The organism is Bradyrhizobium hereditatis, from assembly GCF_020329435.1.
Lineage (GTDB): Bacteria > Pseudomonadota > Alphaproteobacteria > Rhizobiales > Xanthobacteraceae > Bradyrhizobium > Bradyrhizobium hereditatis.
This window is the reverse complement of the sequence record NZ_JAGKJK010000021.1, coordinates 73,848-89,596: the sequence shown is the minus strand read 5'-3', so window position 1 is coordinate 89,596 and position 15,749 is coordinate 73,848. Positions and strand designations below refer to the sequence as shown.

Below are 15,749 nucleotides of genomic sequence, written 5' to 3'. Positions count from 1 at the left end.
AAGGCAAAACGCGTTCAGAAGTGGCAGCGCGACCCGGAGGGGATGCGGATTCGCATTCTCGAGGCCGCCAAGCAGGAATTCGCCGCCCACGGCCTGGCCGGTGCGCGCGTCGACCGCATCGCGGCCAATGCCGGCGCCAATAAGCGCATGCTGTACTACCACGTCGGCAACAAGGAAGATCTCTATCTCGCGGTGCTGGAAGGCGCCTACGAAAAGATCCGCTCGGAGGAGCGGGAGCTCGATCTGGAACATCTCGACCCGCCGGAGGCGATCGAACGCTTGATCGACTTCACGTGGAATTATTTTCTCCGTAACCCCGAATTTTTGGCGCTGCTCAACACGGAAAACCTGGCCAAGGCGCGCCATCTGAAGCGCTCGACCAAGGTCAAATCGATGCATTCGCCGTTCGTCGAGATGATTCGTACCGTGGTGACGCGGGGTGTCGAAAGCGGCGACTTCCGCGTCGCGGTCGATCCGGTCCAGCTCTACATTTCGATCGCGGCGCTGTGCTTCTTCTATCTCTCCAACAGCGCCACGCTCTCCGTGATCTTCGGCCGCGACCTCCTGAAGAAGGAGGCGAGGGACGAGCGGCTTGCCCACATGGTGTCGCTGGTGCTGGCGGCGCTGACAGGAAAATCGACGGCGGATTTCGGTAAGGCTGCAGGGCAGGGCGCGCGGTCGCCCGAGCATCAGCCGGTTTGACCCCTCGTTCCTGCGAACGCAGGAACCCATAACCGCGTGGTCTTGGTTGTTGAACCGGACAGCGGCCCCAGCTTTCGTAAAACAGATGCCTGTGGTTATCGGCCCCTGCGTTCGCAGGGGCAACGGGGGTCGGGTGCGTCGAGGTGCGTGCGCAGGAACGATAGCGGCAGTCCAAATTGCCGCACGAAAACCCGCTTGCCAGTATTTATCCAACGGGTTAATTTCCGCCCGAAAGAGATAATCCCAGGGAGCGGAACGTGGCCGAGCTGAAACGCGAAAGTAGCGTGTCGAAAGTGCTGAACGCAGCGTGGGTGCGGCCGTTCCTGTTCCTGATCTTCATCGTGGTGATGTGGGACGTCACCATCCGCCTGTTCCAGATTCCGGCCTATCAGATCCCGGCGCCCGGCGATGTCGTGGCCGTCTTGCGGACGGAGTGGCCGGAACTCCTGCGGCAGTCCTGGCCCACCACCTATGCCACGATCTGCGGCTTCCTGCTGTCGGCCGTGTTCGGCATCCCCGTCGCGATGCTGATTGCAGGATCGAAGACGGTGGAAAGCTACATCTATCCGCTGCTGGTGTTCTCCCAATCCGTGCCGAAAATCGCAATCGCGCCGCTGTTTGTGGTCTGGTTCGGCTTCGGCATCATTCCGAAAGTGATCTCGGCGTTCCTGCTCGGATTCTTCCCGGTGGTCGTTTCGGCGGTGCAGGGCTTCAAGTCTGTCGATCCTGATATGGTCGACCTTGCGCGTGCGATGCAGGGCAGCCGCTTCCAGGTGTTTCGCGCCGTCAACCTGCCGCATGCGATGCCGGCCATCTTCTCCGGCCTGAAAGTGTCGGTGACGCTTGCCGTCGTCGGCGCCGTGGTCGGCGAATTCGTCGGCTCCAATTCCGGCATCGGCTACGTGATGCAACGCTCGATTGGAACGTTCGACCTGCCGACGATGTTTGCAGCGCTGGTTATCCTCGCGCTGCTCGGCGTCGTGCTGTTCTGGGTCGTCGATCGCATCGAGCGCCTCGTGATCCCCTGGCATGTCAGCCAGCGCGACGACATCGTTTTTGCTTCGTGAGGTTACTGAACGAAAACGACAACCAACGTCATTGCGAGCGCAGCGAAGCAATCCACGCTGCCGCAAGCGGAGGAATGGATTGCTTCGTCGCTGACGCTCCTCGCAATGACGGGGAAATGGAGGAAAACATGATCCGATTGATAGCTGCAGTTTTGACAACAATTGCCTGGACCGCGCTTTCGGTGCTTCCGGCATCGGCCGCCGACAAGGTGGTGCTGATGCTGAACTGGTACGTCTATGGCGAGCACGCGCCGTTCTACTATGGCAAGGCCAAGGGCATCTATGCCGCCGAGGGCATCGATCTCGAAATCCAGGAAGGCCGCGGCTCGGCGGCGACCACGCAGGCCGTTGCAGCGAAGACCGCCAATTTCGGCTATGTCGATGTGCCCACTATGATGCGCGCGGCGGTGAAGGGCGCGCCGATCATCTCGACCGGCGTGCTGCTGCAGACCAGCCCGATGTCGGCGATGGGCTTTGTCGAAAAGAACATCAAGAAGCCCGAGGATATCAAAGGCAAGACGGTGGCGATCACGCCGGCCGATTCCATGACACAAATCTGGCCGCTGTTCCTGAAGAAGACCGGCCTGAAAGAGAGCGACTTCCAGACGGTGGCGGGCGACGCCCAGACCAAGCTGAATGCCGTCATCAACGGTCAGGCCGATCTGCTGCTCGGCTACGTCATGGACCAGTCGATGAAGATCAAGGACGCGACCGGTAAGGACGTCAACGCGATCAAGTTCGCCGACTACGGCATCAACATGGTCTGCTCTGGTGTCGTCGCCAACACCGACTTCGTCAAGGCCAATCCCGATCTCGTCAAGCGCTTCATGTCGGCAACGACCAAGGCAGTTGAAGCCGCCGAGAAGGATCCGAAGGGCGCGGCGCAATCGATCCTCGACGCCAACCCGAAGGGCGGCAAGATCGAAACGCTGACGCAGGGCTTTGAGTTGACGATCCCGCTCTACCGCACGGCCGAAACCAAGAACAAGCGGCCGTTCCAGGTGACCGACCAGAACATGACGGACACCGTCAACCTGATGGTCGAATATGGCGGGCTGGATGCCAAGGCCAAGGACAATCCGAAGGCGTTCTATACCAACGATTACCTGCCGCAAGGCGGTTCGTGAGCCGCTGATGACGCATCTATCGTCGTCCCTGCGAAAGCAGGGACCCATAACCACCGGCCTTCGTTGTTGCGGAAGGTCCCTGCCGCGTGCCCGAACGACGGGCCGCGGCGTATGGGCCCCTGCGTTCGCAGGGACGACGGGTGGAGAGGGCTTTTCCAAATGGACTCATCTGAATGAACCCGGCGACTAAACAAACCGAGATCAATCAACCAGCCGCGCATCTGCGGCTGGTGTCGGATCGAGCAGGCGGCGCGGCGCCGGGGATTACGCTCTCGGGCGTCTCCAAGACCTATCGCTCGCGCGATGGCGATGTGCCGTCGCTGCGGCCGTTGGATTTCCATATCAACGAGGGCGAGTTCTTTGTCGTGGTCGGCCCGTCCGGCTGCGGAAAATCCACGCTCTTAAAGATGATCTCAGGGTTGCTTGCGCCGACGACCGGCGAAATCATGGTCGACGGCGAACCCGTGACGAAGCCGCACGGCAATGTCGGCATCGTCTTCCAGAATGCGCTGCTCTTGCCCTGGCGCAACGTCCTATCCAACGTGATGTTGCCGATCGATATGAAGAAGCTGCCGCGCGACGAATATTTGCCGCGCGCGAAGGCACTGCTAAAGCTGGTCGGCCTAGAAGGTTTTGAGAAGAAACTGCCATGGCAGCTCTCCGGCGGCATGCAGCAGCGGGCCTCGATCTGCCGCGCGCTGGTGCATGATCCCAAGATCATGCTGATGGATGAGCCGTTCGGCGCGCTGGATGCCATGACGCGCGAGAAGATGAACGTCGAGCTGATGCGGATCCAGCGCGAGACCGGCAAGACCGTGCTGCTGATCACGCATTCTATACCGGAAGCCGTGTTTCTGGCCGATCGCGTGCTGGTCATGACCGAGCGTCCCGGCGCGATCGCGGCGATCTACGACGTGCCGCTGCCGCGTCCGCGCTCGCTGGATGCGATGGCCGATCCCGCCTTCACCGAACTGGTGCAGCGGATTCGCAAGCACTTCTTCACGCAAAGTGCGCTGGACTGAGCAGGCTTCAATGTCGCCACGCCTAGCCGTAAAGGACATTTCCTTTTTTGAACGTCCGGTGCTCTTTGCCCGGCCGTTCCGGTTCGGCGCGATCGTCATCAACGGCACGCCGCAGGCCTTCGTGCGCGTCGAGATCGAAGTTGAAGGCAAAGGCCGTGCAACAGGGGCTAGCGCCGAGTTTCTGGTCGCGAAATGGTTCGACAAGCGGCCTCATCTGTCGCCGGAGGAGACGATCGCAGAACTGCGCCGCTCGCTATTGATTGCGCGCGAGCTTTATCTGGCCCATTCCGATTTCGAGACCGCGTTCGGTCTGCACGCGGCTTGCATCGGAGCGCAGATCGAGGCATGCGCCAGGGAAGACATCCCGCCGCTGGCCGCGGCCTACGGGCCGGCCGAAATCGACAAGGCGATTTTGGATGCGCTGTTGCGCGCCACCGGTGCTAACTTTTTCGACGGCATGGCGGCCAATATCGCTGGGGTCGACGCACGGCTCTCGCGCGATCTGGCAGATAGCGACGTGGCGCAGTTCCTTGCAGGACGCCAGCGGCTGGAGCGCGTCGCTATCCGGCACACGGTCGGCATGGACGACAGGATCGAAGGCGAGGGCGGGATAGCCGATAGCAACGAAAATGCCGGCGCACGCTACTTCAAGCTCAAGCTCAATGGCGATCCCGTCCACGATGCCGATCGCCTGATCCGGATCGGCCGCGAACTCACGACGCTCCCGCATGACTACAGCGTCACGCTTGACGCCAATGAGCAGTATGCCGATCTCGCGGTGCTGGGCGCATTGGTCGAACGCCTCGGCCGCGATGCTGAGCTGCGGCCGATCGCATCAAAATTGCTCTATATCGAGCAGCCGATGCCGCGCGACATCACGCGTCAGTCGCCGCTCGGCGCGTTGGCACGGCGCGACTTCATCGTTGATGAGGCCGATGATTCCTACGATGCCTTCCCGATCGCGCGGGCGCTTGGCTATCGCGGCATCTCCTCGAAATCCTGCAAGGGCATCTACAAGTCGGTGATCAACGCGACCCGCGCGGCCAAATGGAGCGCGGCCGGCGAGAAATGCTTCATCACGGGCGAGGACCTCACCTGCCAGGCGGGCCTTGCCGTGCAGCAGGATCTCGCGCTCGGTGCGCTGATCGGCGTCACCCATGCCGAGCGCAACGGCCACCATTACGTCGATGGCTTCGGCGACACGCCGGCTACCGAAGCGGAGGCGTTTCTGGCGGGCCATCCCGATCTCTACACACGCGATGGCGGCAAGGTTCGGCTCGCGATCCATGACGGCGATCTCCTGACGGGATCGCTGACGACGCCGGGCTTCGCCACATCCGCGCATCCGGACTGGTCCGCGATGTCGCCCCTTCAACAGCCCACCGCCAGAATTCCCTTGGAGAAAGCAGTATGACGACCAAACGCCTCGGCCTGATCATGAACGGCGTGACCGGCCGGATGGGGCTCAACCAGCACCTGATCCGCTCGATCATCGCGATCCGCGACCAGGGCGGCGTGCTGCTCTCCAACGGCGACCGCATGCTGCCCGACCCGATTCTGATCGGCCGCGACGCGGAGAAGGTGGAGCGGCTCGCCAAACGCTTCAACGTGGAGCGCTGGTCGACCGATCTCGACAAGGCGCTGGCCGACAAGAACGATACGATCTTCTTCGATGCTGCCACTACTCAGGCGCGGCCCACGCTGCTGACCAAGGCGATTGAGGCCGGCAAGCACGTCTATTGCGAGAAGCCGATCGCGACCAATCTCGAAGAAGCGATCACAGTGCTGAAGCTCGCCAATGCAAGGGGCATCAAGCACGGCACGGTGCAGGACAAGCTGTTCCTGCCCGGCCTCAAGAAGCTCGCTTTCCTGCGCGATTCTGGCTTCTTCGGCCGCATGCTCTCGGTGCGCGGCGAGTTCGGCTATTGGGTGTTCGAGGGCGGCTGGCAGGAAGCGCAGCGGCCATCGTGGAACTACCGCAGCGAGGACGGCGGCGGCATCATTCTCGATATGGTCTGCCACTGGCGCTACGTGCTCGACAATCTCTTCGGCGAAGTCGAGAGCATCTCCTGCCTCGGAACCACCGATATCCCCGAACGTTTCGACGAGAAGGGCAAGAAGTACACGGCAACCGCCGATGACTCCGCTTACGCCACCTTCCGCCTCAAGGGCGGTGTCATCGCGCATATCAACATGAGCTGGGTGACGCGGGTCTATCGCGACGATCTCGTCACTTTCCAGGTCGACGGCACCCACGGTTCGGCAGTCGCCGGCCTGACCGACTGCGTGATCCAGGCCCGCCAGGCGACGCCGCGTCCAGTGTGGAATCCAGACGAAAAGCGCACCCATGATTTCTATGCCGACTGGCAGAAGGTCCCTGACAACGTCGTCTACGACAACGGCTTCAAGGAGCAGTGGGAGATGTTCATCCGCCACGTTTGCGAGGACGCGCCCTACAAGTTTACGCTGCTGGAAGGCGCCAAGGGCGTGCAGCTTGCCGAATGCGCGCTGCAGAGCTGGCGCGAACGGCGCTGGATCGACGTTGCCCCCATCAAGGTGTGAGGAGGCTCAAGCATGAACAAGCCTGTCCTGCCGATGTCATCGTATCAACTGAAACTGCCGACGGCGAACCGCTCGATCGAGACCTATCGTCTGGCGGCGTCGCGGACGTTTCCGGCGAAGCTCGAAGGCACGCTCAATCGCGTGGCCTTCTCGGCCGCGCATGTGGTTGCCGATCCATTGGCGGACAATGATCCCTGGCTTAGTCCCGCGATCGACTGGGACCTTACCATTGCGTTCCGCGAGCACGTCTGGGACCTCGGACTTGGCGTGGCGGAGGCGATGGACACCGCGCAGCGCGGCATGGGACTGGACTGGCCGACCTCGCTGGAACTGATCCAGCGTTCGGTGAAAGCGGCGAAGGCGAAAGGTAATGCGCTGGTGTTTTCCGGCGCCGGTACCGATCACCTCGCCGTGGAGGATGCAAGAACGATCGATGACGTCATCCGCGCGTATGAGGAGCAGATCGCGGCGGTTGAGAAGGCCGGTGGCCGCATCATCCTGATGGCCTCGCGCGCGCTGGCAAAGCTCGGCCGCAGCGCCGACGACTACGCAAAAGTTTATAACCGCGTGCTGTCGCAGGTGCGCGAGCCTGTGATCATCCATTGGCTGGGCGACATGTTCGACCCCGCGCTGGCGGGCTATTGGGGCACGGGTGATCTCGACGAGGCGATGGATACGGCCGTTGCCATCATCAACGCTAATGCTGCCAAGGTCGATGGCGTAAAGGTCTCTCTGCTCGACAAGCAGCGCGAGATCGACATGCGCCGGCGTCTCGACAAGAACGTCAAGATGTATACCGGCGACGATTTCAACTACGCTGAACTGATTGCGGGCGACGAACAAGGCTTCTCGCATGCGCTGCTCGGCATCTTCGACGCCATCGCTCCGGCGGCGTCTTATGCGCTGTCGCGACTGGCCGCGGGTGATGAGGCCGGCTTCCATGACGTGCTGGGGCCGACGGTGCCGCTGTCGCGCCACATCTTCCGGGCGCCGACGCGGTTCTACAAGACCGGCATCGTGTTCATGGCCTATCTCAACGGCCATCAAGATCATTTCACCATGGTCGGCGGGCAGGAGAGCACGCGCTCCACACTGCATCTGGCCGAACTGTTCCGCCTCGCCGACAGGTGCGGGCTGCTCTCCAACCCTGAACTGGCGACACGGCGCATGAAGGCGATGCTGGCAACGCGCGGCATCGAATCCTGATGCGCGATTTTTCGGGTGATCATCGCTGGCTGTCGCTCAACACGGCGACCGTCCGCAAGCAGGGCGACCTTGTCGCCATCATCGACGCCTGCGCGCGGCATGGCATTCGCGCCATCGATCCCTGGCGCGATCAGGTCGCGGCCGTCGGGCTCGACCGCGCCGTGCGGGCCGTCCGGGATGCCGGGCTTGAACTGTCCGGCTACTGCCGCGGCGGCATGTTCACCGCAGACGCGGCGCACCGCATCGAAGCGCGCGACGACAATCGCCGTGCCGTCGACGAGGCCAAGGCGCTGGGCGCGCCCTGCATTGTGCTCGTGGTCGGCGGCCTGCCGCAATATTCGCGTCCCGGAAGCGAAGCCTCGAAGGACATCGTAGCTGCGCGCACGCAGGTCCATGACGCCATCGCCGAAATGCTGGAGTATGCGAGCGCGGCCAACATGCCGCTGGCGATCGAGCCGCTGCATCCCGCCTATGCCGCCGACCGCGCCTGTGTGAACACGACCAAGCAGGCGCTGGATATTTGCGATCAGCTCGATCCGCAGCGCACTGGCGCGCTCGGTGTCGCGCTCGACGTCTATCACATCTGGTGGGATCCGGAGTTGATGCCGCAGATCGCGCGTGCGGGGAAAGATCGCCTGCTCGCGTTTCACGTCTGCGACTGGCTGGTGCCGACAAAGGACATCCTCAACGACCGCGGCATGATGGGCGATGGCATCATCGACATCAAATCCGTGCGAGCGGCGGTCGAGGCACAGGGCTTCGCCGGCTATTCCGAGATCGAAATCTTCTCGAATGACTGGTGGGAAGGGCCAATGGACGAGGTTTTGCAGACCTGCATCGCGCGGCATCGCACGGTGGTCTGACAGCCGTCACATCGAGTCACTTGGTCGCTGTTTCAATAGCGGACGCTGTTGCCTCATATGTGAACTGCCGTGCGCGCTTGGTTCTGATACCGTACCGCTAGAGGACACTCCGCGGTTCCAGGTTTAACCTTTTGCGCGGCTATTTAGATTAACAAAGGGTTACCGTTGCGCCGGCGAGAGCTCCGGCGCTAGCTACACCGCACGGAGAAAGTTCTCCACGAGCGATGAGCGACACCATGAAAATCCTTTACGCAATTGCGGCCCTCGTCCTGCTGTCGTCGTCGGCGCAGGCGTGGCAGGTCGTGGAACGCTGCACCTTCAGCCAGTTCTATGGCAGGGTGTGCACAACGTCTTACCTGGATGATCCGCCGCGCAATGCGGCGCAGGAGCAGGAAGACGAACGGGCAAAGCGCGCCAGCATCGAAAAGTGGGAAGCGTTCTGCAAGCCGAAGCGCACCTACGACAACGAAGGCGTTGTCCGCCTGGTATACGCCCGCAAGGGCTGCGAGTTCGGCCGCAGCGAGTAACGTATCGGCTTCGCTTCTCGCAATCGGCGAGGAGCGCTCCGGGCCTCCGCGCCCGATCATTCCCGGCGCCCTGCCGCGCCCGAGAGACCGCTAAATCTTTATCGACCAAATTGCGATCCGGTTAGTCACGCCGCTTTACGACGCCTCAATGCTTGTCGGTCATTGCTGACGCACGCATTCATTTCAAGAGGCAGGGTCATGCGCGCCTTCATCGCAATCTCGGTCATCGTCGCTTCGGTCTCGTCCGCGTCCGCGCAATCCGCGATGGACCCCGACCACGCTGCGGCCGCCGCCCGGGCTGCTCGCGCCCCGGAGACTGCTGCGGATGCCAGGGCCGCGGCCACTGCTTCCGGTGTATCGCTGCTTCCGAGCCAGCAAACGAATTTTTACGTCGCCGGTCGCGGCACCATGAAGGTCATGCCCCGGACGGCGGAAGAGCTGACGGCCGATGAAGCCGGCCAGGCCGCCTGGAACGCCCGTTGCCGGCCGACCGTGGTGGAAGACAGCGAAGGTCTGCGGCGTGTGAGATATGCCGAGCGGGATTGCGATCTTTCCCGCTTCAATACGGCGGGCAATTAGAACTACCTTACATTGGTGATCTCAGCGCCGCCTGCGTCGGGTTGGCTGAGCTGCGGTGGGCGATGGCGTTCATCTCGACGAACGCTCTGCGGTCCTAGTGGCGCAGCGATGGAACGTGCATTAAGATCGGCACGTGGAGCGAAGTAGCCGCCGATCTTTCTCGAAAACGACTCCAAGTTCTTGCCGTCATCGCGGCTGAGCAAGGAAGGCGATGATCTTCTTTCTGTCCTCGCTCGAGGCAAGGCCGCCATACGGCTTCATACTGTTGCCGGGCACGACCTCGTCGGGGTTGGCGATGAAGCGATCGAGCTTCTCCTCATCCCAGACGAAGCCGGCTTCTTTCATCGCGCTGGAAAACCCGTAGTTCGGCAGCGATCCGGCCTTCCGTCCAATAATGTTGTGTAGATTGGGGCCAAGCCGATTGTCGCCCTCGCGCACGATGTGACACGTCCGGCAGGCATTGTTGAACGCCTGTTGTCCCGAGGCTTCCTCCGCGCCTTGCGAGGCCTGGGGGAGCGCAGACGGCGGTGAAAGCACGTACGCCATTCCGCTCAGTGCACCGATCAGAAATATCCGTTTGCTGCGCCGCATGCGTGCGTCTCGCCGGCTGGACGATGGCCCCGCGAAAAGCGTTGCAAAGTGCCATTGCCTCATTCGATCCTCACATAAACGATTGGGGTTTATGGGCCTGCGACCACCCGCTGCATCGTGTTGAACCGCGCTTTCTGTTCGCTACTCAGCGTGGCATAGAACGCGTCCAATGATTCCTGCACCCAATCGGCTGCCTCGAGCATGGCCTTGAGCCGCTGCTCCATCGCCTCCAGCCGCCCGACCGGCGTAAGCGGCATGTCGTCCGGGCAGGCACCTTGCAGCCCCGCAACTGCCTTCTTGGTCACTTCGCTTAGGCGGTCGAGCGCCTCCTTTTGCCCGCCCGCCGGCCGCACGACGGCCTCGATCCGTTCGATCGGCAGCTGAGTGAGGCTGGATTTCGGATCGCCGCAGCGCTCGGCTTGCGCATCGGCTTCCTGCGGCGGCTGCTGCGAGCGGTCGCCGACGTTCGGGCCGAGCGCGTTGAAGCGCGCCTTTTGCTCGTCGTTCAGCGAATTGTAGAACTGCTCCAATGCCGGCCGGACGATCCTCACCGCGTTGAGCGTTGCGCTCACGCGGTTCGTCATCGCCCGCAAGCGGCCTGGTGGCGTCATCGGGTAAGAATCTGCGCAGGATTCCTTGAAGGCGTCGGCTGCCTTTGCCGCGGCGGCTTTCAGCTCATCGAGTAGGGCGCGCTGCTCGGGCGTCGGCTGCACGGCGCGCGTAATCGACGCAATCGGCCAGGCGGTCACGCCTTCATCGGGCGCTCCACACAATTGCAAAAGTGTCTGCCGGCTCGCGCTTGGACGTTTATGCGTTTGATAACTGGTGATCGCAGCGCCAGCCTCAGGATATCTGGCATAGGCGGAGTACGGAGTGTCGGCACCCCAGAACACCGTGTCGACGAAGTCGTCATATGCGTAGGCCCAGTAGCCGGGGTCATAGGCATGTGGCCAGAAGGTGTAACTGAAAATGTCGGAATAGGCGTAGGGCCAGAATACCGGGCCGAGCCAGGCCACGAACGCCGCGCGATGCCCGCGCTTCCAGGCATGACGAGGCGCCCAGGCGTTCTCCCGGGCTGTCAACGCCGCGCGAGCCTGCAGGGCATCATTGCTACGGAACTGCGCGGAAAATCGTCCGCGGGCTGCCGCCTGAATTGCGGCTGCGGAGGCGGATCGTTCAGCCGAAGGCTCCGGTCCCAGCCGTTGCAGGCGGGCGAGATCGCGTTCCTGGATGCGCTGCTCGCGCTGGAGCCGCAGATTCTCGGTTTGCAGCAATCTCTGCTGCGCGCGTTGCGCTCCGGGACCTTCCGGCTTTTGCGCCTCCAATTGCTGCACACGCTGCTGCATGCGCTCGATGCGGCCTTGTCGCTCCGCGCTCTGGCGCGTCAGCATGCCTCGCTGCCGCTCCTGCACGATTTGCTGCCGCTCCTGGATGCGTTGCTCACGCTGCTGCGCACGCGTTTCGATCTGTTCCCTTCGCGACAGCCGCGCGGCGTCAGCGGGAGATGTGCCGGGACGCGATGGTGCGGCGATGCGTGGCTCGGGACGCCGCTCCATGGCGGGCCGCTGCGGCGGGGCGCCGCGATGGATCTCGGGACGCGGCGCGACAACGCGCGGTTCGGCCGCTCGCGGCGGTGCCATCGCCGGACGCTGCGGAGAGGGGGCTGCACGGAAGGTGGGCGCGGCGGGACGGGCCATTGCCGGGGGTGCCGCTGGGCGTGCCATTGCCGGAGGTGCTGCTGGGCGTGCCATTGCCGGAGGTGCCGCCGGCCGGGCCATGGCTGGAGGCGCCGCCGGGCGGGACATAGCCGGTGGTGGTGCCGCCGGCGCCGCTGCGCCGGGTGGGCCATGGCCTCTTCCGGGTTGGCCGAATGCGCCGGTGTTCAGCGTGATCGCGGAGACACCGAGCAAAAACGCTGCAACGCGGGCGGCGCGCGGAAGCATGGTCTCAACTCCCTCGTGCTTGGTCGCCCGGCAATGTCAACGCGCAAATGCTAAAATTGTTCGCTTAGGACCCGCGCGCTGCATTGCGATCTTGCGACGCAGTACGAGTGCAGTCTACGGCCCTAGCCGACCGTGCAAGGCACGCTCAGGTAGCCGCGAAAGCGCACCCGCCCGCCGCGGATCGGCTCGCCGTCGAGCGCATAGTCCGGAAAGCGCGCGAGAAAGCGCGAGATCGCAATCGCGCCCTCAAGCCGCGCCAACGCCATTCCGGCGCATTGATGCGCGCCGGTGCCGAAGGCCAGATGCCGGTTCGGCGTACGGCCGACGTCGAAAAGCTCTGGATCGGCAAACTGCGCGGGGTCGCGGTTGGCGGCGCCGATGCACAGCGTGACCGGCGTGCCCGCAGGCATGGCGATGCCGCCGACCTCGAATGGCTCGACGATCATCCGGTTGCCGAGTTGGTTCGAGCTTTCGAACCGCAGCATTTCCTCAACCGCGGTCTTGATCAGCGCAGGATCCTCGATCAAGCGCCGCTTCTCGCTGGGATAGCTGAGCAGTGTCACCAGGCCGTTGCCGATCAGGTTGGTGGTGGTCTCGTGGCCGGCATTGAGCAGGAAAATGCAATTGTGGAGCAGTTCTTTCTCAGTCAGCCGCTCGCCATTGTCTTCGCCTTGAATGAGCCGCGTCAGCACGTCGCGGTCGGGATTGCCAGGCTTGGCTCGCCGCCGCTCAACCAGCACTTCCAGATAGGCGAGAAAATCCTTCACCGCCTTGTTGCCGCGGGCAAAGGCTTCCGGGCCAATCACTGGTTCCAGCGCGCCGAGGATGGCCAGCGACCAGTCGCGCAGCGGCTCGCGCTCATCCTGCGGCACGTCGAGCAGGTTTCCGATCACTTCGATCGGAATCGCGGCAGCAAAATCGTCGATCAGGTCAACCTTGCCTTTGACCGCGATAGCGTCGAGCAGGCGATCGACCAGCCGGACAAGATCGGGCTCCATGCCGGCGATCGCGCGCGGTGAAAGCGCGCCCATGATCAGGCGCCGGACGCGAGTGTGCGCCGGCGGATCGTTGAACACGAGGCTCATGGTGTGATGCTCGTAGAGCAGGGAGTCGCCGTATTTCGGCGCGAACTCCTTCTTCTTGTCCGATGAGAAAGCCTTGGTGTTCTTATAGGCGGTAACCAGATCGTCGTAACGGGTCAGGAAATAAGAGCCGTTCGGCAGCCGCTTGACCGGCTCGGTCTCACGCAGCGCGCGATAGGTCGGGTAAGGGTTGGCGTAGAACTCCGGCGTCAGCTTTTCGAGGTCGAATGTGGCCGCCAGTTCGCGCGCATCCTGGTTCATGGCTTGCCATACTCTTCGGGAAGACGGGACAAGTCAGCGACGTCAAATTAGTCGCATTTGCAACTATCTTAGATGCCGCATCCAGGCCGTCAAGCCGAAACGGAGCTTTCCGTTGGCGTACCTGCCAGCGCGCTTGGGTTGCGGGCGATCCGCCATGAGGCCGAAGGGCGAGAGCTGATTTCGCTCAAAAATGCTGCTCGAACAAGGCGATGAGACTGTGTCTTTCACATCACCCGGTGAGAGAATCCGCTTAGTGCGCTGCAATACATCATTGACTTCGTCAAGGTGAGTAATTACTCACGCGCTCATGTCTACCCTGCGCATGACCAGTGACTTGCGGCGCCAGTTGATCCTGAGTGCCGCCAAGCGATGCTTCGCCCGCAACGGCTTTGCTGGCACCACGACCAAGAGCGTGGCGGCCGCCGCGGCCATTTCGGAAGGGCTGTTGTTCAAGCACTTCCCCTCGAAGGCCGCGCTTTATGCCGAGATCCTGGCCGAGGAGTGCGAGGCCGATCCGGATTTCGCGCACCTGCTCGGCCAGGAGCCTTCAACTGCCACACTGGTTGAGTTGGTCAAGGGCATGGTCGACCACTTCATGGAGGTGTCCAACGGGTCGGACCAGGAAGAAGCGCAGCGGCTGCGACTGATGACGACGAGTCACCTCGATGACGGAGAATTCGCGCGTCTGCTCTACGACAAGATAGCCGGTCTGATCGGGCCGGTGTTCAAGGCGTCGATCGAAAGCGCGGTGGCATCCGGTGATGCGGCACGCATCGGCACCGATCCGCTCAACCTGTTCTGGTTCGCGCACCACACCGTATTGATGGCGGCGCTGACGCGGCTTCCGGCCGTGCCCTGTCTCTCCTACGGCAACGCCGCAGATCTGGAGCGGCAGCTTACCCAATTCATCCTGCGCGGCATCGGACTTACCGAAGCCGCAATTGCTTCTCATCTGAACGGCGAGCTGTCACCGACTCCGGGACAATCGGTAACTGCGGAAAGTGCATGACATGAATATCGTGACTGAACCCAAAATTACGGGCAAGCCGATTGCCGAGAAGCCGCACAAGCGGCCGGTTCGGATGGTGCGCTGGTTCATTATCGTAGGAACGCTGCTGGCTTTGCTGGTCGGCGGTCTGGTCTGGTTCAACTATTTCCGCGGCCAGATGATCGCGCAGTTCTTCGCCAACAACAAGCCGCCGCCGGCGAATGTGACCGCGGTCGTGGCGAAGTCCGAATCGATTCCGAATCTGTTGACCGCAGTTGGCGATCTCGTCGCGGTGCATCAGGTCAACGTCACCTCCGACGTGTCCGGCCGCATCACCGAGATCTTGTTCACGGCCGGCAGTCATGTGAAAGCGGGTACGCCGCTCGTGCAATTGTTCGACGGTCCCGAGCAGGGCGACCTCGCGAACTACAAGGCGCAGCAACGCGTGGCGCAGATCTCGCTGGATCGCGCCAAGCAATTGGCCGAGCGCCAGGTCGGACCGCAGGCGACGGTGGACACTGCCCAGGCTGCATATGATCAGGCGAGCGCCGGCATTGCGAAAACGGAAGCCATCATTTCGCAGAAACTGGTACGCGCTCCGTTTGAGGGCGATCTCGGCGTTCGTCAGGTCGAGGTCGGCCAGTATCTCACGGCAGGCACGCAGATCGTGTCGCTGACCGATCTGTCGAGGCTCTATGCGAATCTGACCGTCACCGAAAAGCAAAGCTCGCAGGTCAAGGTCGGGCAGACCGTGCGTGTCGCGGTCGACGCCTATCCGGGCCGCACTTTCGAGGGCAAGATCACGACCATCGAGCCGCAGATCTCGACCGATACCCGCAACATCCGCGTTCAGGCGACGATCAACAATCCCGATCGCATCCTCAAGCCCGGCATGTTCGCGACCACCACGATCGTGCTGCCCGAAAAGCCGCCAGTCGTCACCGTTCCCGAAACGGCAGTCGACTACACGCTGTACGGCGACTCGGTGTTCCTGATCACCGAGAAGAAAGAGGATGACGGCAAGACCAGCCTGACCGCGGTGCGCACGTTCGTAAAGACCGGAAATCGGGTCGAAGGCCGCGTCGAGATCCTCAAGGGCCTCAATCCCGGCGACCGTGTCGTCGCCGTCGGGCAGATCAAGCTGCAATCGGGAATGGCGGTTGCGATCTCTAGCGATCCGCCGCCGCCGATTCCGGCTCAGCCGCCGCGCTACTGACCCCAATCACCTG

15 protein-coding genes are annotated in these 15,749 nt (G+C 62.6%); 12 read left to right on the top strand and 3 right to left on the bottom strand.

Translation table 11 applies throughout. The annotated features are described in order from the left end of the window. Positions 1–42: 42 nt before the first annotated feature. The 10 genes from J6524_RS32880 to J6524_RS32835 all read left to right on the top strand — a co-directional run bounded on the left by J6524_RS32880 (position 43) and on the right by J6524_RS32835 (position 9,655). Positions 43–702 carry a TetR family transcriptional regulator gene (locus tag J6524_RS32880; protein ID WP_376712106.1) on the top strand — a complete coding sequence of 220 codons (660 nt, stop codon included), beginning with the start codon at positions 43–45 and terminating at the stop codon, positions 700–702. Positions 703–959: 257 nt separating this feature from the next. Continuing rightward, positions 960–1,769 (top strand): ABC transporter permease, encoded by an 810-nt coding sequence (locus J6524_RS32875; protein WP_225678051.1) that lies wholly within the window; start codon positions 960–962, stop codon positions 1,767–1,769. Positions 1,770–1,897: 128 nt separating this feature from the next. Beyond that, positions 1,898–2,896 carry an ABC transporter substrate-binding protein gene (locus J6524_RS32870; RefSeq protein WP_225678050.1) on the top strand — a complete coding sequence of 333 codons (999 nt, stop codon included), beginning with the start codon at positions 1,898–1,900 and terminating at the stop codon, positions 2,894–2,896. Between the two features lie 173 nt (positions 2,897–3,069). Beyond that, positions 3,070–3,918, top strand: a complete 849-nt coding sequence (locus J6524_RS32865) for an ABC transporter ATP-binding protein (protein WP_225678049.1) — start codon at positions 3,070–3,072, stop codon at positions 3,916–3,918. Between the two features lie 10 nt (positions 3,919–3,928). After that, positions 3,929–5,332: a hypothetical protein gene (locus tag J6524_RS32860; protein ID WP_225678048.1), complete on the top strand. Its 1,404-nt coding sequence runs from the start codon at positions 3,929–3,931 to the stop codon at positions 5,330–5,332. Continuing rightward, entirely contained in the window at positions 5,329–6,480 is a 1,152-nt protein-coding gene (locus tag J6524_RS32855) for a Gfo/Idh/MocA family protein (protein WP_225678047.1), read from the top strand. The genes J6524_RS32860 and J6524_RS32855 overlap by 4 nt, the downstream gene beginning before the upstream one ends. A 12-nt stretch (positions 6,481–6,492) precedes the next feature. After that, positions 6,493–7,686 (top strand): dihydrodipicolinate synthase family protein, encoded by a 1,194-nt coding sequence (locus J6524_RS32850; protein ID WP_225678046.1) that lies wholly within the window; start codon positions 6,493–6,495, stop codon positions 7,684–7,686. Further along, positions 7,686–8,549, top strand: a complete 864-nt coding sequence (locus tag J6524_RS32845; RefSeq protein WP_225678045.1) for a sugar phosphate isomerase/epimerase family protein — start codon at positions 7,686–7,688, stop codon at positions 8,547–8,549. The genes J6524_RS32850 and J6524_RS32845 overlap by 1 nt, the downstream gene beginning before the upstream one ends. Before the next feature lie 236 nt (positions 8,550–8,785). After that, positions 8,786–9,076 carry a hypothetical protein gene (locus tag J6524_RS32840; protein WP_225678044.1) on the top strand — a complete coding sequence of 97 codons (291 nt, stop codon included), beginning with the start codon at positions 8,786–8,788 and terminating at the stop codon, positions 9,074–9,076. Positions 9,077–9,274: 198 nt separating this feature from the next. Beyond that, entirely contained in the window at positions 9,275–9,655 is a 381-nt protein-coding gene (locus J6524_RS32835; protein ID WP_225678043.1) for a hypothetical protein, read from the top strand. Positions 9,656–9,841: 186 nt separating this feature from the next. Here J6524_RS32835 and J6524_RS32830 read toward each other — a convergent pair whose 3' ends face one another. From J6524_RS32830 to J6524_RS32820, 3 genes are all read right to left on the bottom strand, one after another. Continuing rightward, complete coding sequence (locus tag J6524_RS32830) at positions 9,842–10,246, bottom strand: c-type cytochrome (protein ID WP_225678042.1); 405 nt, start codon at positions 10,244–10,246, stop codon at positions 9,842–9,844. Positions 10,247–10,335: 89 nt separating this feature from the next. Then, complete coding sequence (locus tag J6524_RS32825; protein ID WP_225678041.1) at positions 10,336–11,886, bottom strand: Spy/CpxP family protein refolding chaperone; 1,551 nt, start codon at positions 11,884–11,886, stop codon at positions 10,336–10,338. 425 nt (positions 11,887–12,311) lie between these two features. Further along, positions 12,312–13,532, bottom strand: a complete 1,221-nt coding sequence (locus J6524_RS32820; protein ID WP_225678040.1) for a cytochrome P450 — start codon at positions 13,530–13,532, stop codon at positions 12,312–12,314. A gap of 307 nt (positions 13,533–13,839) precedes the next feature. Between J6524_RS32820 and J6524_RS32815 the strand changes: the two genes are divergently transcribed. Together J6524_RS32815 and J6524_RS32810 are read left to right on the top strand one after the other, a co-directional pair. Continuing rightward, positions 13,840–14,541 (top strand): TetR/AcrR family transcriptional regulator, encoded by a 702-nt coding sequence (locus tag J6524_RS32815; protein ID WP_225678039.1) that lies wholly within the window; start codon positions 13,840–13,842, stop codon positions 14,539–14,541. A gap of 1 nt (position 14,542) precedes the next feature. Next, on the top strand, positions 14,543–15,736 hold the full coding sequence (locus J6524_RS32810; RefSeq protein ID WP_225678038.1) for an efflux RND transporter periplasmic adaptor subunit: 1,194 nt from the start codon (positions 14,543–14,545) through the stop codon (positions 15,734–15,736). Positions 15,737–15,749 lie beyond the last annotated feature (13 nt).